The 19152-nt window shown below is 33.9% G+C and carries 17 protein-coding genes; 8 read left to right on the top strand and 9 right to left on the bottom strand.

All coding sequences use genetic code 11. The features are described from left to right. Positions 1-66: 66 nt before the first annotated feature. From ACKC83_RS14690 to ACKC83_RS14675, 4 genes are all read right to left on the bottom strand, one after another. Positions 67-1473, bottom strand: a complete 1407-nt coding sequence (locus ACKC83_RS14690; RefSeq protein WP_434036097.1) for a TolC family protein — start codon at positions 1471-1473, stop codon at positions 67-69. Continuing rightward, positions 1470-2825, bottom strand: a complete 1356-nt coding sequence (locus ACKC83_RS14685) for an HlyD family secretion protein (RefSeq protein ID WP_414034591.1) — start codon at positions 2823-2825, stop codon at positions 1470-1472. Before ACKC83_RS14685 ends, ACKC83_RS14690 begins: the two co-directional genes overlap by 4 nt. After that, the gene (locus ACKC83_RS14680; RefSeq protein ID WP_414034590.1) at positions 2825-4492 is read right to left on the bottom strand and encodes a peptidase domain-containing ABC transporter; all 1668 of its coding nucleotides are present in this window, start codon (positions 4490-4492) and stop codon (positions 2825-2827) included. Before ACKC83_RS14680 ends, ACKC83_RS14685 begins: the two co-directional genes overlap by 1 nt. Before the next feature lie 425 nt (positions 4493-4917). Next, positions 4918-5751, bottom strand: a complete 834-nt coding sequence (locus ACKC83_RS14675; protein WP_434036096.1) for an OmpA/MotB family protein — start codon at positions 5749-5751, stop codon at positions 4918-4920. Positions 5752-6070: 319 nt separating this feature from the next. Here ACKC83_RS14675 and ACKC83_RS14670 point away from each other — a divergent pair, with 319 nt between their 5' ends. The 8 genes from ACKC83_RS14670 to ACKC83_RS14635 all read left to right on the top strand — a co-directional run bounded on the left by ACKC83_RS14670 (position 6071) and on the right by ACKC83_RS14635 (position 13125). After that, on the top strand, positions 6071-6784 hold the full coding sequence (locus ACKC83_RS14670; protein ID WP_414034588.1) for a 3-ketoacyl-ACP reductase: 714 nt from the start codon (positions 6071-6073) through the stop codon (positions 6782-6784). Between the two features lie 138 nt (positions 6785-6922). Continuing rightward, the gene (locus tag ACKC83_RS14665) at positions 6923-8470 is read left to right on the top strand and encodes an SDR family NAD(P)-dependent oxidoreductase (protein ID WP_414034587.1); all 1548 of its coding nucleotides are present in this window, start codon (positions 6923-6925) and stop codon (positions 8468-8470) included. A 105-nt stretch (positions 8471-8575) separates the two neighbouring features. Next, positions 8576-8911: an ArsR/SmtB family transcription factor gene (locus ACKC83_RS14660; RefSeq protein WP_414034586.1), complete on the top strand. Its 336-nt coding sequence runs from the start codon at positions 8576-8578 to the stop codon at positions 8909-8911. Between the two features lie 51 nt (positions 8912-8962). Next, the gene (locus ACKC83_RS14655) at positions 8963-9436 is read left to right on the top strand and encodes a DUF6428 family protein (protein ID WP_434036095.1); all 474 of its coding nucleotides are present in this window, start codon (positions 8963-8965) and stop codon (positions 9434-9436) included. Between the two features lie 13 nt (positions 9437-9449). Then, on the top strand, positions 9450-10058 hold the full coding sequence (locus ACKC83_RS14650) for a low molecular weight phosphatase family protein (protein ID WP_434036094.1): 609 nt from the start codon (positions 9450-9452) through the stop codon (positions 10056-10058). A gap of 2 nt (positions 10059-10060) precedes the next feature. Next, positions 10061-11125, top strand: coding sequence for an ACR3 family arsenite efflux transporter (gene arsB, locus ACKC83_RS14645; protein ID WP_414034583.1), 1065 nt, complete (start codon positions 10061-10063; stop codon positions 11123-11125). A gap of 69 nt (positions 11126-11194) precedes the next feature. Continuing rightward, a complete protein-coding gene (locus ACKC83_RS14640) occupies positions 11195-12082 on the top strand; it encodes a carbon-nitrogen hydrolase (protein ID WP_414034582.1) in 888 nt (295 codons plus the stop codon). A gap of 2 nt (positions 12083-12084) precedes the next feature. Beyond that, positions 12085-13125: an agmatine deiminase family protein gene (locus ACKC83_RS14635; RefSeq protein ID WP_434036093.1), complete on the top strand. Its 1041-nt coding sequence runs from the start codon at positions 12085-12087 to the stop codon at positions 13123-13125. Positions 13126-13218: 93 nt separating this feature from the next. Here the strand turns inward: ACKC83_RS14635 and nhaA are convergent, their stop codons facing one another. The 5 genes from nhaA to ACKC83_RS14610 form a co-directional block, all read right to left on the bottom strand. After that, complete coding sequence (gene nhaA / locus ACKC83_RS14630; RefSeq protein ID WP_434036092.1) at positions 13219-14556, bottom strand: Na+/H+ antiporter NhaA; 1338 nt, start codon at positions 14554-14556, stop codon at positions 13219-13221. A gap of 96 nt (positions 14557-14652) precedes the next feature. After that, complete coding sequence (locus ACKC83_RS14625) at positions 14653-16332, bottom strand: SulP family inorganic anion transporter (protein WP_434036091.1); 1680 nt, start codon at positions 16330-16332, stop codon at positions 14653-14655. A gap of 42 nt (positions 16333-16374) precedes the next feature. After that, on the bottom strand, positions 16375-16866 hold the full coding sequence (locus tag ACKC83_RS14620; RefSeq protein WP_434036090.1) for a hypothetical protein: 492 nt from the start codon (positions 16864-16866) through the stop codon (positions 16375-16377). 148 nt (positions 16867-17014) lie between these two features. After that, positions 17015-18403, bottom strand: a complete 1389-nt coding sequence (locus ACKC83_RS14615) for a sensor histidine kinase (protein WP_434036089.1) — start codon at positions 18401-18403, stop codon at positions 17015-17017. Further along, positions 18393-19091 (bottom strand): response regulator transcription factor, encoded by a 699-nt coding sequence (locus tag ACKC83_RS14610; protein ID WP_434036088.1) that lies wholly within the window; start codon positions 19089-19091, stop codon positions 18393-18395. Before ACKC83_RS14610 ends, ACKC83_RS14615 begins: the two co-directional genes overlap by 11 nt. Positions 19092-19152 lie beyond the last annotated feature (61 nt).

Raw genomic sequence — 19152 nt, 5'->3', positions numbered from 1 at the left:
GGAGAAGTATGTTGCTTTATATTTTATATGAAATCCTATTTTTTAACTATCAATTTAGTACTTCATTTAAATTGATAATCCTAAACTGTTATACAGTTTGGCAATAGCTGTTAAGTGTTTCGTTTGTAAACTGTTTTCTTTTAATTGAGCATCGATTAACTTTTGTTCACGAGAGTTTATAAGAAATAACGAACTGTCTCCCATAGCAAATTTACGTTCTTCCGCTTTCACCATAGCCTCGTAATCGTTCACCATGTTTTTTACCAATTCGTTTTGCGTTTGAAGGGAGCTTATTTCGACTTCTATCGCCGCAGCTTTATTTTTTATATTTAACACCGCACTCATTCGGTCTAATTTAGCATCTCGTAATTTTAAATTGGCAAGTTCTAAATCTCCTCGTTCTTTTCGTAAAAAGATTGGCATACTAAAATTTACATATGCCTTATAATTTGCAGTATTAAAAGAATCTAATCGCTCTGCATCTTGCGTTAAAAAATTATATTGCAAATCTAATTTTGGAAGTAATTTCGTTTTTTTATAGAATTTATCGATATCCAACTGTCCGATTTTGGCATCTAAACTCATTACTTTTGGATGCAAATCTAATAGCTCTTCATTATTATCTAAATCTTCTATAAGTAACAAAGCTTTCAGGTTTTCTATATCGGGTGAAGTAGGTAAAACATCCGATTGTACTTCCATAGGAATATCGTTTATCCATAAAAAGTTACTAAGCTCTAATCTTGCTTTTTCCATATTTAAATGGGCAACTTCCAAACCTAATTGTCTATCCGAATAAATAATTCTAGCTTCTGTAATATCTATGGCAGCTAAATCTCCTGCTTCCACACTACTTTCTATGGCATTTAAACGGGTTTTAGCATTTTCTAAAAACGACTCATAAATTTGATGTTCTCTATTTGCTTGAAACCAATTAAAATACGCTTTACTAGCTTCAAACAACACATCGTTAATAAGTAAATTACGTTCTGCTATTGTTTGTTCCTTAAAATATTTGGCCTTTTTTAAAGTCGCCATACGCTCATCAATTAATAATCCTTGAGCTAAAGAAAAGGAGACACCTGCACTGTATAATCCGTCTTCAGGAACCGTTAAACTAGGGTCTAAATAATACCCCGTATTATTTTCGTAATTGGCTTTAAATTCAATCCCGTACCATGTCGGAATTTTAAAAGTGGAATAAAACACATCGTAATATTCAGTGCCTTTAAATTTCTTCCGACTATAGTCTACTTCAATTTTAGGATCAAATCCACCGCGCGCCTTAAGCAGGTTTGCTTCACCCGAACTTAAAGTAATATCGGCTTGTTTCATCACTGGATGATACTTCTTTACATATCCCAAATACTCTTCGAAAGATAAAATTTCAGGATCTAAAGGATTTTGTCCATGTGCGGACAATGCAAATGTATGTATGGATATTAAAGTTAATATGAATAGTTTTACTTTCATTTTTTACTGCCTTTTTTGCTTGCTGTTTGTTCTGGTTGATAATAGTTAGGAGGGAAACCATTTAAGTTTCTCCATAATTCGAACCAGATCGGTACATCTTCTAAAAGGGCAAACGTATTTGCACCCGAACCAACACTTACTTTTTCTGGCCAAGGATGCTCATCTGATAATGGTGCAATTAGAACTCTAAACTTTCCGTTAGGACTAATAAAAGATTCTATAGCCACTACTTTTCCTGCAAAAGTTCCGTGCGAAGTATTAGGCCAGCCACTAAAGAAAATAGATGGCCAACCATCAAATTGAATACGCACTTCGTCCGAGATGTGTAATAAAGGTAAATCGATAGGATTTATATAGGTTTCTACAGCGTGCTGATAGTTCGCAGGCATAATCCCAACAATCTGTTCGCCTTCCTTAAATGTTTCTCCAATACCACCTTTTATAGCTTTAGTAATATAACCGTCTTGAGGCGCTTTAATAAAGTACATATCGCTACGCATTTGGTAATTTGTAGATTGGCTCTCTAGCTTAGAAACCTGAGCTTCGGCATCGTATCGATTTGTTTCGGCCGTGAATTTATCACTGTTGGCCTTTGCAATTTTATCGGCATACTCCGCACTAATTCTACTAATTTCAATACGCGCATTTATAATGTTGTTTTCACTAGTTAGTAACTTATTCTCTGCGGCTATTAATTTGGCTTGAGATTCTTGAAGTTTTACACGAGTGGCTTCAACATCTTTAACCGATTTTAAACCTTCGTCTTGTAAGGTTTGCGTTCGAATATATTGACCTTCCGTAATTTTTAAATTGTTTTTTATGGCTTCTAGATCCATACTGTCACTTACCACCTTAAAGCGGGCTTGTTCGAGTTTGTTTTTCGCCTGGGATAATTTTAATTGCTCTTCATTTTTTAACGCAACAATTTGTCCTTCTAAAGCACTTACTTTTTCTATATAAGATAATACCGACTTGCTTTTAGCGTCTCTTTGTACATTAGTTCTAGCGACTAAATTCGGATCTTGATATTCATTTTTAATTTCAGAAATGTGTAAAATCGTATCTCCTTTTTTAACAAATTGACCTTCTGTAACATGCCATTTTTCAATACGTCCAGGAATAGGAGATTGAATGGTTTGCGGTCTTTGGTCTGGCGTTAAAGTGGTAACAAATCCACGACCTCTAACATTTTGCGTCCATGGTAAGAATAACGTGATAATTATAATTATAGAAAAAATGGTCAATAATTTATTAAACACCTTACTACCTTTAGCCGAAAATGCTTTTTTATAGGCCTTAAATTGGGTTAAGGACACTTTTTTATTAAGCTGATTTTTTGATATGTTTAGCATTATATATTCGCGTTATTAATTATTTGTCCATCAGATATTTCTAAGGTTTTATTACAATAGGTCCACCAGTGCACATTCTGACTAGAAACCACAAGTGCCCAAGGTCTGTCTTTTCCAGTTAAATATTTAATTAATTCTTCGGCTTCGTTATTCTCGAAATATTCTAAAGGATCTTTTAGTAACAATAGTTTAGGTTGGTGCACAATCGCTCTAGCTAGTAAAATACGTTTAGATACGGTGAATGGTATTTGCTGCCCTTCTGGATCTAGCTTAGAACCAATACCATTAGGTTGTGTTTTTATAAAAGATAATAAGCCTGTATTTTTTAAAACTTCGTGAAGGTGTTCTTGAGATACATCTGTTCTTCCAAATGTTATGTTCTCTAAAATAGTACCTTCAAAAGGTAATTGAGAAGGTAAGACCTGACCAACACCAGCTCTGTATTTATTGGGCCAAATTCCAATCATGGAAATGTCGTTAACATAGAAACCACCATAAGTAGAGGTTAGTAAGCCCGACAATATCTTTAATAAGGTGGTTTTTCCTGCCCCAGATTTTCCGTCTAAAAGAATACGATCTCCTTTGTTTATGGTAAAAGAAATCTGACTTAAAACCTTATAATTAGTTGGGTCACGATAGGTTAATTTATCCAACTCGATATGTAAATCGCGTTCTACTTTAAAAGGATCTTCTCCAGATTGTGGTTCTAATTCTTTATCTACTACTTGTCCGATTTTCTCTAAAGAGGTAAGTACATCGTAAAAAGATTCTAAACCATGGATTAATTTCTCTACAGACGAGATTACTAATAAGATAATGATTTCTGCAGCAACAAATTGACCAATATTCATTTGCTGATTTATTACTAGTAAACCTCCAATACTAAGTAAACCCGCGGTTACCAATACTTTAAATCCGATAAGTTGCATAAATTGAACCACTAAGATTTTAAAATGATCTTCTCTAGCATCTAAATATTTAGTTGTTAAATAATCATTTTTATCCATAGATAATGTCGTTTTTCCCGATAATTTAAAACTCGTTAACGATCGCGAAACTTCCTGAATCCAGTGTGCAACTTTATACTTGTTTTTAGATTCTAATAAACTAGTCTGTAATCCTTTTTCTGCTGTAAATCGAAATACTATGTATATTAAAAGTACTAGTAATAAACCGTACAGGATAAAAAAGGCATGATAAAACGATAACAATATAAGTCCGAATATAATCTGAAGTGCGGCCGCAGGAAAATCGATTAAAATTTTAGATAACCCTTTTTGAATCATTAAAATATCGAAAAAGCGATTAGCTAATTCTGGTGGGTAGTCGTTATAGAGTTCCTTCATTTTTATTTTAGGAAATCTGTATGTGAATTCGAAAGATGCTCGGGTAAATATTTTTTGCTGAATAGATTCTAAAATTCGCATTTGCATCAGTTGCAAAATACCTTGGAATGCGACACCTAAGGTTACTAGAACTACCAATACAATCCAAGAAGAAGATACTTGAGCTCCTTGAATTAAGTTAATTATAGCCTGTATACCAAGCGGTAATGTTAGTGCTACTAATCCAGCAAAAATTGCGTAATAAAATATCTGACGGATGTCCTTTTTATCTAATTTTAATAAATTGATAAAACGCTTCCAGGGAGACATAGTTTCTTTCATATAAACCAAATGTTTAATTTTTTTTGCAAAAAAAAAAGGTACCAATACATGTCTATAAAAGTGAAGAAAGCAGCTAACATGTAGGTAAACCTAAACCCGAATATGTTCGGCAAGTTGCATTATTGTCGAGCACTTTTAATACCAATAGACAAAGTATATTGCATTAGGTTAGTGGCAATATCTATAGGTAGTTAATTAAAATCGCAAATAAAATATGTACTATTTAAATTAATTTTTGTTAATAGTGATTCAGTTTTACCTGTTTCACACCCGAAATTTAAAGTATTAAACACTGAATTCCGTATTTAGAAAAGTTAAGGATTTCTTAATTGCGAAATGTTCAATTTTTTGCTTTACATATTTTCAATTTAACAAAAAAAGACCGCCGTAAGGCAGTCTTTCTTATATATTATCAAGCTATGTTATTATTCAATATCGCCCATTAACGCAAAGAATTTGTTAATATTTGGTAGAATAACAATACGGGTTCTTCTGTTTTTTGCTCTATTCTCATTAGAATTATTCTCAACTAATGGATGGTAACTGCTTCGTCCAGAAGCAATCATCTTTTCTGGAGCGACATTATAATCGTCTTGTAATTTACGCACCACCGATGTTGCTCTTAATACACTTAAATCCCAGTTATCTTTAATAGCTCCAGTATTTATACTTCTTGAGTCTGTATGTCCTTCAACCATAACTTCTATACTTGGTTCAGAATTAATAATATCTGCTAATTTTTGAAGTATATCGTTAGCTTTATTGCTCACTCTATAACTTGCTGTGTTAAATAGCATTTTGTCCGAAATCGAGATCATCACCACTGTTTCGTTAATGTCAATGGCAATATCTTCGTCTTCATTTAAAGCATTGTTATCTAAAGACTTTTGTAAATTATAAGATACTGCAAGATTCATAGAATCTTTAAGTGTTTTCGCTTCACTTAATTTGGCTGGATCCACATGTTTTAACGTTTCACGCATACTTTTTTTAGTGTCGTTAGAAATAACAGCGACATCCCCAACAGCTACCATTTGGGCATCATTTTCTTCAGTTAAAGAATTTATTTTATTATTATACGCATCCACACGTGATTGAATTTCGCTAAACTTAGCTTCTAATTCTTCTTTTGCAACTGTTGTTTTTGTAAGTTGACTTTTTATTTCGCCATTTTCATGTTCTAATGCAACGTATTTCTTTTTTGAAACACAAGAGGCCATTAAACATAATGCAATTACTCCGATTGAAATTCTTTTCATGATTGTCTATTTTGATTTATTATATGTACGCTTAAATTAGATGTATAGATTTTTAAATTTTTTACTGTTTTTAAGGTTTAAGGCCTAAATAATTGATTTGTTGTAGGATAACTCTTAAAAATAATTTAAATAAAACCGTTTAAAATGTATTATCACCGACAAATGGTTAGGTGTTCAATAATAATTTTCAAAACTACAGTGGCCTTACAAGCCTCACGACTTCATTCTAATATTTTTTTAACTCATTCGCTATATAAATGTTTTACTTGAACTGTAATTATTTTTAAATTTGGATGGAATTAAAAACATTAATTTATAAATGAAATCATTAAAAGGACAGCGTGCATTAATAACAGGAGCGGGGAAAGGTATTGGTAAAGCATTGGCTTTAGCGTTGGCGGCAGAAGGTGTACATATCGCTTTATTAGCAGGGTCTGAGAAAGAAATTGAAGATGTTGCCACTAAGGTTAGAAAGTTAGGGGTAGAAGCAATTACAGTTACAGCAGATGTAACATCTCAGGAAGATATTGAAATCGCGGCAAAGACTATTTTATACCAATTTAAAACCATAGATATATTAATTAATAATGCAGGAATTGCAAAATTCGGCTCGTTTTTAGCTTTAGAACCAGAGGAATGGGAACATATTATTAAAGTAAATGTCATGGGTATTTATTATGTAACTCGTGCGTTTTTACAAGATATGATTAATAATAAGTCTGGCGATATAGTAAATATTTCATCTACTGCAGGACTTACTGGCAATGTGTCTACAAGTGCATATACCGCATCCAAATTTGCTGTTTTAGGCCTAACAGAGTCATTAATGCAAGAAGTTAGAAAATATAATATTCGTGTCACTGCATTAACGCCTGGTAATTCTGAATCGGGATCGAATGAGTTAAATCTGACTAATATAAATGAAGAAAACGAAAAGCAAGCAGAAGATTTTTCGGAATTAGTTATCGCTCAACTTAAATTAAATAAAAGAATAGCCATTAAAAAATCTAATATTTGGTCTGCCAATCTATAGAAATAAAGTTGACAAGATTTAAAAATCAATACTTTACAACTTGTGGTTTGTAATAGTAATAAAACTGTATTTAGTGAAGTTTAAATTCAGTTATCAACTAAAATTAAAACTATATTTGCGCGCTTAAAGTTTAGGTCCATGAACGAAAATACTGAAGAACAAAACCCAAAGTTAAATCAAGAGCAGATAGATGTTTGTATTGCTATGCTAGAACAGCTGGTAGGCGACACTAATCAATTGTTCGAACTTCCTGAAGAAAAACGTATTGCTTTAATGAAAGCGGCCGGACAAATTACACGTCCGAATAGAGACGAGTTTCAAAAAAGACGTAAGGATGCGAAAAAAGCAGCTAAGCGTAAAATGATTGAGCGCGATAAGCATGCACGTAAGGAAACAGGAATACGTTCGGCTCGTGAAAACCCTATTTTTGTAGCTCCTAAATTAATAGACCTAACAAAAAAAGAAGACAAAGATTTAGAGTTAGAATCGCCTAGAAACTGTTACGTGTGTAAAAAGGTATATACTAAACTCCATCATTTTTACGACACCATGTGTACCGAATGTGGCGATTTTAATTATGCTAAGCGTTTTCAAACCGCCGATTTAAAAAATCAGGTGGCAGTGGTTACGGGGTCTCGATTAAAAATAGGATATCATATTACTTTAATGTTGTTGCGTTCTGGTGCTACTGTTGTGGCCACTACGCGATTCCCTGCAGATTCTGCTTTACGCTTCTCTAAAGAAAGTGATTTTACAGAATGGGGGCATAGATTGCATATACACGGATTAGATTTAAGACATATTCCTAGTGTAGAAATCTTCTGTAATTATATCGAACAGAAATACGATAGGTTAGATATTTTAATTAATAATGCGGCGCAAACAGTGAGGCGTCCAGCTGGTTTTTACAAACATTTAATGGCTAACGAAGAGTTGCCAATCGAGCAGTTACCTAAATTTGCTCAAGGTTTGTTAAAAGATCATATCGATTGTATTACCGAATTAAAAACATTAACGCAAGCAGCATCAGACAATAAAAATATGCCTGTGACATGGCATGGTCCAGAACCAGGAATTGGTTTAAGGGCTTCTGCTAAATTATCTCAAATACCGTATAGTTTCGATAATTCGTTACAAGCAAGTGAAGTTTTCCCAGAAGGGGAGTTGGATGTCGATTTACAACAAGTGGATTTACGTAAAACCAATAGTTGGCGTTTGCGATTAGGTGAAATTGAAACCACAGAAATGGTCGAAGTACAGTTAGTAAATGCTGTAGCACCGTTTGTTTTGTGTAACCGCCTAGCACCTATTATGCAGAAGGAAAATACGGGACAAAAACATATTATAAATGTGACGGCTATGGAAGGTAAGTTTCACCGTTTCCATAAAGAAGATCGTCATCCTCACACCAATATGGCCAAAGCCGCTTTAAACATGATGACACATACTGCGGCAGCGACTTTAGCGAAAGATGGTATTTTTATGAATGCTGTAGATACCGGTTGGGTTACCGACGAGGATCCTGCAGAGTTATCTAAACGTAAAGTTGAAGAACACGATTTTCAACCTCCATTAGACATTGTAGATGGTGCAGCACGTGTTATGGATCCGTTAATAGATGGCATAAACACGGGTAAACACTGGTGTGGTAAGTTTTTAAAAGATTATTTTCCAATCGATTGGTAGAATAAGATTCTATATAATCAATATTAAAAGATAGTTAAATGGCTATCTTTTTTTTTGTGCAATTCATAATTAATCGTAATATTGCAATAAACAAATAATTATATCATGGGGATTACTAAATCAGAAATTTTTTCGGATAGACAAAATGACATTGCGCGTATCGCCAAAGTTTTAGGTCATCCAGCACGCATAAGTATTTTAGAATACTTAATTAAATCAGATAGTTGCGTTTGTGGTGATTTAGTCGAGGAAATTGGTTTGGCTCAACCTACAATTTCTCAGCATTTAAAAGAATTAAAAAATGCAGGACTTATACAAGGTACTATAGAAGGGACTAGTATTTGTTATTGTATTAATACTGAAAAATGGAATGAGATTCGAAGTAAATTAAATCTGTTTTTCGATCAAAAAGCAACCTGTTCTAACTCAGATTGCTGTTAAAAAAAATTTTAAACTTAATCATCGTAATATTACAATTAATAAATTTCAATTATGACATTATTAGATATTAAAAATCATTTAGAAAACCTAAATCAAATCGCTTTTCAGTTACCAAACGGGAGCTTAGTTCCAAGTCATTTTCATGTCACGGAAGTAGGAAAAGTAGATAAGAACTTTATTGACTGTGGTGGCACAGTGAGAACGGAATCTGTAGCGAATTTTCAATTGTGGGAGGCCAATGACTACGATCACCGTTTACATCCCGAAAAATTAGTTTCAATAATAGAGTTGTCACAACGCCTATTAAAACTAGATGATTATCTAGAGATAGAGGTAGAATACCAAGGTGAAACCATTCAGAAATATGACTTAGATGTTAAAGAAGGTGTGTTTCAGTTAACAACTAAATTTACAGATTGTTTAGCCAAAGACAATTGCGGTATACCTCAAGAAAAACCGAAGAAAAACTTAAACCAATTAACTCAACCTACAAATACATGCGCTCCTAATTCTGGATGTTGCTAACACCTTTAAAACTATGAATACTAAAATTGCCAATCAAATTGAAAACTTCGACTTTTCAAACATATCCGAAGCTCGTAAAGACGTATTACAACCTCTAATTGATTTTATTCAGGAGAAACATTCAAAAAAGATAAAGATCAGATTAAATTTTATTTGCACACATAATTCAAGACGCAGTCATCTGTCTCAAGTTTGGGCACAAACGGCCGCCTTTTATTACAATTTTAAGCATGTGTACTGCTATTCTGGAGGGACGGAAGCTACGGCTATGTATCCTATGGTTGCCGAAACCTTAGAAAACTCAGGGTTCGATATCTCAAAAATAACAGATGGAGATAATCCGGTATATGCTATAAAATTCGATCATAACGAGCCTCCAATTGTAGGGTTTTCTAAACGTTTTGATAATGCGTTTAATCCAGAAACTAGATTTGTTGCAATCATGACGTGTTCTCAAGCCGATCAAGGTTGTCCGTTTATCGCTGGAGCCCAAGAACGTGTTGCTGTAACTTACGAAGATCCGAAAGCTTTTGACGGTACAGACCAACAAGCCGAAAAATATAATGAACGTAGCTTACAAATAGCAGAAGAAATGTTTTACGTGTTTTCAAAAATTAAGTAATTATGGCAACAATTAAAAAATTAAGTCTTTTAGATAATTATCTAACGTTATGGATTTTCTTAGCCATGTTAATTGGTGTGGGGTTAGGAAATTTCTTTCCTCAAATTCCTGATGTTATAAATTCATACAGTCAGGGCACAACAAATATTCCGATTGCGATTGGTCTTATTTTAATGATGTATCCACCTTTAGCTAAAGTGAATTATGCGTTGTTACCTAAAGTATTTAAAGATGTTAAGGTGTTGTCCATTTCGTTAGTTTTAAATTGGATTATCGGACCGTTTTTAATGTTTTTCTTAGCCATTACGTTCCTTAGAGATTATCCGGAATATATGGTCGGTTTAATTTTAATCGGACTAGCAAGATGTATCGCGATGGTTTTAGTGTGGAACGATTTGGCCGAAGGTAGTAGTGAATACGGCGCTGGCTTAGTGGCTTTAAATAGTATTTTTCAGGTGTTTGGTTATAGTTTTTATGCCTGGATTTTTATTACTGTCTTGCCTCCGTTTTTTGGATTTGAAGGCGCTATAGTCGATATCTCTATTGCAACCATTGCCGAAAGTGTCGCCATTTATTTGGGAATTCCCTTTGTTTTAGGGTTTTTAAGTCGCTTTTTTCTAGTGAAATTAAAAGGAGAAACATGGTATAATACTAAATTTATTCCTGCAATCTCTCCATTAACTTTAGTGGCCTTATTATTTACTATTATTGTAATGTTTTCGTTAAAAGGAGAACTTATTGTTGAAATTCCTATGGATGTTGTCATTATTGCCGTGCCTTTATTAATATACTTCTCATTAATGTTTTTAATCGGATTCTTTATTAGTAAAGCGGTAGGAGCAACTTACGATAAAACAGCTGCCATTGCATTTACAGCAGCAGGAAATAATTTTGAATTAGCGATAGCCGTTGCGATTGCTGTTTTCGGATTAAATTCTGGTCAGGCATTTACGGGTGTCATTGGACCATTAGTAGAAGTGCCGGCGTTAATTTTATTAGTTAAAGTCTCTTTTTGGTTACGGAAAAAGTACTTCAGCAGTGAAAATATAACGAAATTAAAATCGTAATTAATTTATAACATCTTTAGTCATTCACTTTTATAAAATAATTACTTTTACGATATAATTTTAACTGTTATGTCTGTAAAAAAATATAAGATAGCCGTTATTCAATTAAACTTGAACGACGTTGCTGAAAACAATTTAAAAAAGTGTTTAAGTTGGGTAAGAGATGCTGCAAATAAAGGTGCAGAGGTTATTCTTTTACCAGAGTTATACAGTAGTCATTATTTCTGCCAAAGCGAAGATGTAGATAATTTCGCTTTGGCAGAACCTTTATACGGTACATCTTTCGTAGCCTTTAGTGCCTTAGCTAAAGAGTTAGGCGTTGTTATTATCGTGCCATTTTTTGAAAAACGTATGGCAGGGATTTATCATAACAGTGCGTATATTATAGATACAGATGGTACCGAAGCTGGATTGTATAGAAAAATGCATATTCCAGACGATCCTCATTTTTATGAAAAATTTTATTTTACACCTGGCGACTTAGGCTTTCAAGCTATTCAAACTAAAAAAGGTAAAGTAGGAACGTTAATTTGTTGGGATCAGTGGTATCCTGAAGCAGCACGGCTTACAGCTCTAAAAGGTGCAGAAGTTTTATTTTATCCTACAGCAATTGGTTGGCACCCGCAAGAAAAAGAAGAATTTGGGGAAAATCAGCATGGTGCTTGGATGAATGTTATGAAAGGCCACGCAGTTGCTAATGGTGTATTCGTAGCGGCAGCAAACCGGATTGGTTTAGAACAATATTTGCCAGATACCGCGGGAATTCAGTTTTGGGGATCTTCATTTATAGCTGGACCTCAAGGAGAAATCTTGGCTCAAGCATCGCATGATCAAGAAGAAATTTTAATAGCAGAAGTCGATTTAGACTTGCAAGAAAATGTACGTCAGAATTGGCCGTTTTTTAGAGACCGCCGTATCGATGCTTTTGGTGATATTACTAAACGCGCAATTGATTAATTATGGCATCTGAAGCAATTAGATTTCCTGCCGAATGGGAGCATCAAGAAGGTGTTTTACTTTGTTTTCCTTATAACGGAAATGACTGGCCAGGAAAGTATCAGGCCATACAATGGGCTTTCGTTGAATTTATAAAAAAAGTAGCTCAGGTAGAAACTGTGTTCTTAGTTGTTGAAAATAAAAAGCAACAAGACAAGGTTAATGACATGCTTGAAATGGCTCATGCTAACTTAAATAATGTGAGCTATATAGTTTATAAGACAAACAGAAGTTGGATGCGGGATTCTGGTCCGATAATCGTTAAAAAAGGAGGGGAGCGTGTCGCATTAAATTTCAATTTTAATGGTTGGGCAAAGTATCCTAATCATAAATTAGATCGCGGTGTTCCTAAGGTAATTTCAGAAGTTTTAAAAGCGCCTTTGGTTCAAGTAATGCACAACGGAAAACCGGTGGTATTAGAAGGCGGTGCTATGGATTCTAACGGGAAAGGTACTTTATTAACTTCGGAGGAATGTTTGTTACATCCTTCTATTCAGGTTAGAAATGAAAACTTCACTAAAGCAGATTACGAAGCTGTGTTTAAAACATACTTAGGAATTACTAATGTGATTTGGCTTGGAGATGGTATTGTTGGCGACGATACGCATGGACATATTGATGATTTATGTCGTTTTGTGAATGAAGACACCATTATCACCGTGCTAGAATCGAACCCGGAAGATGCTAATTACATAGTGTTACAAGATAATTTAAAGCGTTTACAGGCCTCTAAACTAGAAAATGGCACTACGCCAAACATTGTGATACTACCTATGCCTAAGCCGTTAATTTTTGATGGTATTCAAATTCCAGCGAGTTATGCTAACTTTTTAATTCTGAATAAAACGGTTTTAGTTCCCACATTTAACGATAGTAAGGATCGTATTGCATTAAATATTATAGCAGATTGCTTCCCGGATCGAGAAGTGATCGGCATGAGTGCTATAGACCTTATTTGGGGATTTGGAACCTTGCACTGTTTGAGTCAGCAAATTCCTGCTTAGTTTCAATTAGGACATATTATAACATAAAAAAAGCGACCCATTTAGGTCGCTTTTTTAATATATCCGTGTGACGATTTTTAATCGAAAAGAGATTTATTCTTCTTCGTCGCTTAGTAAAATTTCGCCTGAAGCTGGTTTTACTGATTTTAAAACAAAGTAACCAATTAATCCGGCAATAGACGATCCTATTAAAATACCCACTTTGGCTGAATCTTGGTATAGTAAACTACCGTGGAATGCTAAATTAGACACGAAAATAGACATTGTAAATCCAACTCCCGCTAAAAAACCTGTCCCTAAAATATGCTTAAATCTAACTTTGTCAGGAAAAGCTGCCACGCCAAGTTTTACTGCTAAATAAGAGAATGCAACGACACCTACACATTTACCAATAATTAATGCAATAGCAATGTGAGAGGCTAAATCGAAATCTAAATGATCGGAAGCACCAAATACAATACCTGCATTAGATAATGCAAAAATAGGCATGATAAAATAGGCTACCCAACCATGGAAAATATGTTCTAAATGCTGTAATGGAGATTGAACGCGACTTGTCCATGCTTGAAGATCATCAATTAAGTTAATCTGTGTGTGCGTAAGTATTGGACTATCGGAAGTTCTTTTCTTAAGTAATCTATTTGTAATCGATTCTAACTGATTCATATCCACAGACAATTCTGTTTTACGCTGAATAGGAATAGTTAAAGCGATAAGTATACCTGCAATAGTGGGGTGAATTCCTGATTTTAAGAACAAGAACCAAATTACAACCGCAAGTGTAAAGTAAATAATCTTGTGATAGAAGCCTTTCCAGCCTAGGAAAAATAAAACCCCTAGCGGAATGAAAGAATATAATATTAATGCCCAATCTATATTGTTACTGTAAAAAACAGCGATAGCTAATACAGCAACTAAATCGTCTACGATAGCAAAGGCGGTTAAGAATATTTTTAAGGCTAATGGCACGCGTTTCCCTAATAACTGAATAATAGCTAAAGAGAAAGCGATATCTGTTGCCATTGGGATTCCCCATCCGGCGTGAGTTTCTGGATTAGTATTTAAGGCTAAGTAGATTCCGATAGGAACAAAAACACCACCTAAGGCCGCGAAAATAGGCAGGGAGGCTTTCTTAAGGCTATTTAATTCACCGATAAGAATTTCCCGTTTAATTTCTAATCCAATTAGGAAGAAGAAAATAACCATTAAACCATCGTTAATCCAGTGTAATAGGTTTTTTGAAATATGAAAATTTCCTATTTCAAAACCAAGTTCATAATTCCACAGACTAACGTAAGAATCTGAGAATGGTGAATTGGCCCAAAGGAGGGCGATTACAGCTGCAGAGAAGAGAAGGATTCCTCCAAAACTTTCTACTTTGACAAATTTTGTAATAGGTCTTACAAAGTAATGATCTAATTTTTGTTTCATAGGTCTTTCAAATAAATGTATATAAAATAAAAAGCCTATAGTTATCAAATTTTTGATAACTATAGGCTTCTAAAAAATATTATGCGTTATAAAACATTATCCTGCTTTAGGCAAATCCTTAACCTTTAAAACATTTGAAGGAATTTTTAAACCTTCATCAGTTTCGTGTAAAGCAACTTTATCTTCGTTATCTGATAAAACTGAGGTCACGTGGTTAACCGAATTTTCTATTTTGTATTCTTTTCTAAATCCTATCAAAGATACATTAATATTTTTGTCAATACAACCATAATTGACAAAGTCTTTTATCAGTTGCAGTACATCGTGATCTATATATACTGTGTTTGAGGCATCTATAACTATGGAGCTATTCTCCGGAAGGTGTGCAAACGTTTGTTTTATAGCCGCTTTATTCAAGAAAGAAACCTCTTGAGCAAGCTCCATTTGAATCGTTTTCCCGGTAGAATGATTTTCTCTTCTAAAGAAATAAGCCAGCTTTAAATTTCCTCTTAAAATAAAGAAAATACTTACTGCCATACCTATACCTACACCTTTAAGTAAATCTGTAAATACAACTGCAATTACAGTAGCGACAAACGGTATAAATTGAAACTTTTTACTATTTTCCCACATATGAATAAAGACTTTCGGACTTGCTAATTTAAAACCAACTGCAATTAGTACGGCCGCTAAACAGGCTAAGGGAATTTTATTTAAAATTGTGGGCATTGCCAATACAGCAATAAGTAAAAATACACCATGAGAAATGGCAGATAGTTTTGTACGACCACCAGAATTTACGTTCGCAGAAGACCGTACAATTACAGAAGTCATTGGTAAACCTCCAATCATAGTACTAATAATGTTTCCAATACCTTGAGCTTTTAATTCTGTATTGGTGTTAGAATATCGTTTTAAGGGGTCTAATTTATCTGCGGCTTCAATACATAATAAGGTTTCAATACTTGCTACAGCTGCAATCGTTAAGGCTATAATCCATACATCTATATTGCCAATCTGACTAAAGTCTGGTAAGCTAAATTGCGATTGAAAAGCTTCAAAAGATTCCGGAACTGGTAAACTAACTAAATGTGCTGGTGTAATGGCTAAAGGCGAGTTTAACGCAATAAAAGCTTCGTTAATTGCAACGCCTGCAATAACCGCAACTAAAGAACTTGGTATAGACTTTATTTTCTTTAAAGCAGGAACCTTAGTAAAAGCGATAATTATTCCTAAAGAAACTAGAACAATTATAATAGCTCCCAAATGCATATTGTTTATGCTTTGAATAACTGTAGAAAACATATCGTGTTTACCTTCTGCATTGATATGAAAAAAATCGCCCTCGTGAACGGCATCATATCCAACAGCGTGAGGTAATTGCGTTAAGATTATAATAATACCGATCGCCGCTAACATCCCTTCAATAACATTAGATGGGAGATAATTAGAAATAATACCGGCTTTTAAAAATCCTAGAATTAATTGGAACACTCCAGCGATTAGACCAGCTAACAAAAAGGCTTCCCAAGATCCTAAGGTTGCAATGGCAGATAAAACAATTGCGGTAAGTCCTGCTGCAGGTCCTGAAACACTTAAATTAGAACCACTAAAGAAACCAACAACGATACCTCCAATTATACCTGAAATAATTCCAGCGAATAAAGGAGCTCCACTGGCAAGTGCAATTCCTAAACATAATGGCAAAGCCACTAAAAAGACTACTAAACCGGCCTTTAAATCGGATTTTAAATATTTTGTACTAATGTTCTTCATGTGTTACTTCTTTTTAAGTTATACTAATTTTAGTTTGTTTTGTTATTTAATACTGAATGGTTTCAGGCTGAAAAACCAAAAACGGGTAGGTGGATTTTGTTTTTGTGCCTTATAAGCCACACGCGATACGGCTGGCGCTAAACGGTCTATTAACGGCGTAATGTCTACACAATTTCTGTTTTGAAATTGACATAACTCTGAGCTTGGAATAATAGATTCGTCGATGTGATTTAGTCGAAGAAAATCGTTAAAATCGCGGTCAGATGTTCCGGTATACAATTCAATGTTTACACTATAGATTTTATTCTTGTGATCTAAAATTAAATTAGAAAGGGTGTCCTGAAAAATCCCGCTAGCTAATCTTTTAATTAGTTTGGACTTAGAATAACCAAAGGGATTCGAGCTGTTTAAACGCTTATTATAACCAGAAGCCAATACAAGTTGTATTGGGTCGTTAGGATAATGCAACACAGCGTTTTTAATAAGCTGTAAAGATTTTTCACTAAAGTCTGTTGGTATAAGTACCGTCTTCATTCTTCTAATTTCTTAAGGCAAACATACTGCCACGGTATTAGAGGGATATAAGAACGAGATTAGAATGAGATTAGAATTTTTTTAATCGCTATAATGTGCTGTTAAGTAGATGTATAAGTAGTTATTACTAGGAAAAGTGAAATATTTATTATTTAGAAATAGAGAATTTTTGATGTTTATTAGGAAATATCAAGGTGACAATGGTGCCTTTTTTATGTTCGGAAAACACTTCTATAGTACCACTATGCAGTTTCATAATCTTATTGGTTAGCGGTAAACCAAATCCGTAACCTTTAACATTTCTTACATTTGCGGCGCGATAAAACGGCTGGTAAATGTTTTTTATTTCATCTGACGGAATCCCAACACCTTGATCTGTTACAACAATTTTTATAGAAGCATTATTTGTAACTATTTTAACAATGACTTTTTTATTGTCGGAGAATTTTGAAGCATTATCTAAAACATTATTTAAGGCAATGTTTATTAAACCGTAATTGCCTTCTACTACTAATAAATCTGGATTTTCGGGAAAGTCATTAAAATCAATTTCTATTTTATTATCAGGATTTATTAAATCGATATTTTCTTTTACTTCTAATATTAACTCATCTAAACGAATAGGAGTAATGAGCAACCCTTTCTCGTCACTTTCTGTTTGTGCAAATTTTAGCAGACTGTTTATTAAGGCGTCTAATCGTAATGCTTCAGTTTCTACACCTTCTAAAACTTTAGTGTATTCTTGGGGAGAACGTTCTTTAAGTAAAGCAATTTCAGTTTGACCTAATATGGCGGTTAACGGATTTTTTAATTCGTGAGACGCGTTGTTTATAAAGTTGCTTTGTATTTCAAAAGAGGTTTCTAGACGGTCTAGCATGCCGTTAAACGTATTTGCTAACTCGCTTAGTTCGTCTTTGTTATTGGTGGTTTCCAACCTCTCATGTAAATTAGTAACACGAATGTTGTTTACTTTTTCAATAATTCGTGCGAGTGGCTCCAAGGTTCGTTTTGCAAAGAAACTGCCTAGAAAAAATAAAACCAGAATCGTTAAAAGAAATAGAAAAACAAGCAAGTTAACTAGTTTAGATAGTTCGTCTAAACCATCTTCATCATTTGCTGTTAGAATAACAAAATGAGATCTATCTTGCTCTTTATAGTTTAATCCAGATAAGAACGTGTCCCCAATCTTTGTTTCTGCGTAATTATTGTTAACCAAATCGGTGTAAAATGGTTCAGGTATATCGATTTCTATTTCAGAAATAATTTGGTGAAGGGTAGTGGTGGTCGGAAAAATATATTCATGTTCTTCCGGTAAGGTTTGTAAATGTTTCTTTAAGAGATCTTCATAAACTTCTGTTCCCAGTTTGTTTTTTTCAAAGTGAGATTGTTCTGCAATTATGGTACGTTTTCTAAGCTTTTTAAAAAACTCATTCGTTCTGTAATCCGATGCAAAGACATAAATAATTGAAAAAATAACAAGTTGCATGGTGGCCACCAGTATAACGAAGATGAGTGTAATTTTGTTTTTAATTTTCATCTTCCGGATTTTTCAATATATAGCCCATCCCAACAACAGTCTGTATTAATTTGGGAGTAAATTTCTTGTCTATTTTGTTTCTTAAATAATTTACATAAACATCTACGACATTAGTCCCCATATTAAAACTTATATCCCATACATGTTCCAAAATATCGACACGAGATAAGACTTTATTTTTGTTTTTAAGCAGGTATTCCAAGAGACGAAATTCGGTAGACGTTAATTTAATTTCTGTATGATTGCGTTTTACAATTTTTGTATCGTTATTTAACTCCAAGTCGGCTAACTTAAGTAATGAACTATCTGGGACTTTAAAGTTTTTACGGCGTGCTACAGCGCGTATTCTTGCTAAAAGCTCTTTAAATTTAAAGGGTTTCGTTAAATAATCGTCTGCACCAGTATCAAGTCCTTTTACAATATTATCTGTACTTCCTAGGGCCGATAAAAATATTATAGGAATAGTTCCAAAGCCTAGTCCTTTTATTTTAGTTGCAATGTCGTAACCATTCATACCAGGCAGAATCACATCAAGTAAAATTAAATCGATGTCTTTTTGCAATAAAAGTTCGAGGCCTGTTTCGCCATCGTAGGCTATATATGCGTTGTATCCGACTTCTTCTAACCCTTTTTTTATAAAAGTAGCGACGTTATATTCATCTTCAACAATTAAAATATTTTTTATCATGAAATAGAGATTCTGCTACAATTTAAAGTAAATGTAAGATGCTTTACTAACAATGTATAAT

Origin of the sequence: Formosa bonchosmolovskayae, from assembly GCF_051016085.1 — a bacterium.
Taxonomy (GTDB): domain Bacteria; phylum Bacteroidota; class Bacteroidia; order Flavobacteriales; family Flavobacteriaceae; genus Formosa.
The sequence above is the reverse complement of the archived record's forward strand: the minus strand, read 5'-3'. Positions and strand labels throughout refer to the sequence as shown.

What these genes read in the sequence shown, in the direction of transcription:
- ACKC83_RS14680 (WP_414034590.1), bottom strand. Translation starts at nt 4,492, where the DNA reads ATGAAAGAAACTATGTCTCCCTGGAAGCGTTTTATCAATTTATTAAAA.
- ACKC83_RS14625 (WP_434036091.1), bottom strand. Translation starts at nt 16,332, where the DNA reads ATGAAGAACATTAGTACAAAATATTTAAAATCCGATTTAAAGGCCGGT.
- ACKC83_RS14690 (WP_434036097.1), bottom strand. Translation starts at nt 1,473, where the DNA reads ATGAAAGTAAAACTATTCATATTAACTTTAATATCCATACATACATTT.
- ACKC83_RS14620 (WP_434036090.1), bottom strand. Translation starts at nt 16,866, where the DNA reads ATGAAGACGGTACTTATACCAACAGACTTTAGTGAAAAATCTTTACAG.
- ACKC83_RS14655 (WP_434036095.1), top strand. Translation starts at nt 8,963, where the DNA reads ATGACATTATTAGATATTAAAAATCATTTAGAAAACCTAAATCAAATC.
- ACKC83_RS14615 (WP_434036089.1), bottom strand. Translation starts at nt 18,403, where the DNA reads ATGAAAATTAAAAACAAAATTACACTCATCTTCGTTATACTGGTGGCC.
- ACKC83_RS14665 (WP_414034587.1), top strand. Translation starts at nt 6,923, where the DNA reads ATGAACGAAAATACTGAAGAACAAAACCCAAAGTTAAATCAAGAGCAG.
- ACKC83_RS14635 (WP_434036093.1), top strand. Translation starts at nt 12,085, where the DNA reads ATGGCATCTGAAGCAATTAGATTTCCTGCCGAATGGGAGCATCAAGAA.
- arsB (WP_414034583.1), top strand. Translation starts at nt 10,061, where the DNA reads ATGGCAACAATTAAAAAATTAAGTCTTTTAGATAATTATCTAACGTTA.
- ACKC83_RS14670 (WP_414034588.1), top strand. Translation starts at nt 6,071, where the DNA reads ATGAAATCATTAAAAGGACAGCGTGCATTAATAACAGGAGCGGGGAAA.
- ACKC83_RS14675 (WP_434036096.1), bottom strand. Translation starts at nt 5,751, where the DNA reads ATGAAAAGAATTTCAATCGGAGTAATTGCATTATGTTTAATGGCCTCT.
- ACKC83_RS14610 (WP_434036088.1), bottom strand. Translation starts at nt 19,091, where the DNA reads ATGATAAAAAATATTTTAATTGTTGAAGATGAATATAACGTCGCTACT.
- nhaA (WP_434036092.1), bottom strand. Translation starts at nt 14,556, where the DNA reads ATGAAACAAAAATTAGATCATTACTTTGTAAGACCTATTACAAAATTT.
- ACKC83_RS14685 (WP_414034591.1), bottom strand. Translation starts at nt 2,825, where the DNA reads ATGCTAAACATATCAAAAAATCAGCTTAATAAAAAAGTGTCCTTAACC.
- ACKC83_RS14640 (WP_414034582.1), top strand. Translation starts at nt 11,195, where the DNA reads ATGTCTGTAAAAAAATATAAGATAGCCGTTATTCAATTAAACTTGAAC.
- ACKC83_RS14660 (WP_414034586.1), top strand. Translation starts at nt 8,576, where the DNA reads ATGGGGATTACTAAATCAGAAATTTTTTCGGATAGACAAAATGACATT.
- ACKC83_RS14650 (WP_434036094.1), top strand. Translation starts at nt 9,450, where the DNA reads ATGAATACTAAAATTGCCAATCAAATTGAAAACTTCGACTTTTCAAAC.